Source organism: Methanospirillum stamsii (genome assembly GCF_003173335.1).
GTDB classification, from domain to species: domain Archaea; phylum Halobacteriota; class Methanomicrobia; order Methanomicrobiales; family Methanospirillaceae; genus Methanospirillum; species Methanospirillum stamsii.
This window is the reverse complement of sequence record NZ_QGMZ01000063.1, coordinates 1-1,070: the sequence shown is the minus strand read 5'-3', so window position 1 is coordinate 1,070 and position 1,070 is coordinate 1. Positions and strand designations below refer to the sequence as shown.

The following is a 1,070-nucleotide window of genomic DNA, read 5'->3' as shown; positions in this document are numbered from 1 at the left end:
GCCTCTTCGCTATTTCAAGTGGGTAAGTCAAAATTGAGTTTCCCACAGCGTAAATAGATCATAGTGATGAAATTATCAGTATTTTTATACCCTCTTGCACTTCTTTTCAACGATTGAACGACACTATTTAGTCCTTCCATCAGTGCATTTGTAAACCGACACTCAAAATAATTCAATATCCCTTCCCAGTGGTTTCGAATGGTTTTAGCCAGTGAGATCATAGGGTCAAGCCTAGAGTGAGTTAACCAAAAGTACCATTTCTTGAGGTAAAGATGTGCTTCATCCCGATCTTGAATTTTCCAAATTTCCTGAAAGTTCAATTTCATTTGGTATGCTCTTGCTGTTTTAAGATTCAAAGAACGTAATGAACATAGAGCCTGACTTTGCTTTTCTGTTAGTCTATTTATTGATTTTAACCAAATATATCGAGTTTTTTTAAGGATTGAATTCTCTTTTTGCTCTACTCTTCTTACCTCATCAATTGCTTTATTGACTAACTGCATCACATGAAATTTGTCAAAAATTATATTCGCATTGACTAAATACTCTGATATTCCGGAAATAAATGCTGGAGACATATCGCAAGATACTTGTTCAATTTTCCAAGGGTTTCCATGATGACATAATAATTCAGTAAAAAACCTCCCAATAGTGCTTGAATCTTTTCCTCTCGTCACAAAAAGAACTTTCCCAGTCTTCTTGTCAGCGAAAATCGTAATATAATTGTGACCTTTTCTTTCAGAAGTTTCATCAACACATACTGCAGTTACATTAGAATAATCTTCCTTTTTCAATGCTTTTTTAACATAATGTTTGATTATCCTCCAGATTCGTGTATCATGTTCATGGACCAACTCAGCCACTTTGCTGATTTGCATAGATTGAGCCATTAATACAACCATATGTTCAAAAAGACTTGTAAATGAGCTCATTTTTCTCGACCATGGAACATCGATCATAATGACTTTACATTGATCACAGTATATCCTTGGGACTCTTGCATGAATATAGGAGGGATATTGAAAAAAATCGAGATGACGCCATTCTTTATCTATTGTATCGTGTACATC

1 protein-coding gene is annotated in these 1,070 nt (G+C 34.7%); it reads right to left on the bottom strand.

Features of this window, described 5'->3' with window-relative positions:
• Nucleotides 1–14: 14 nt before the first annotated feature.
• Nucleotides 15–1,070 (bottom strand): ISL3 family transposase (locus tag DLD82_RS17650; protein WP_109942453.1); only part of this gene is annotated, 1,056 nt, incomplete at its 5' end.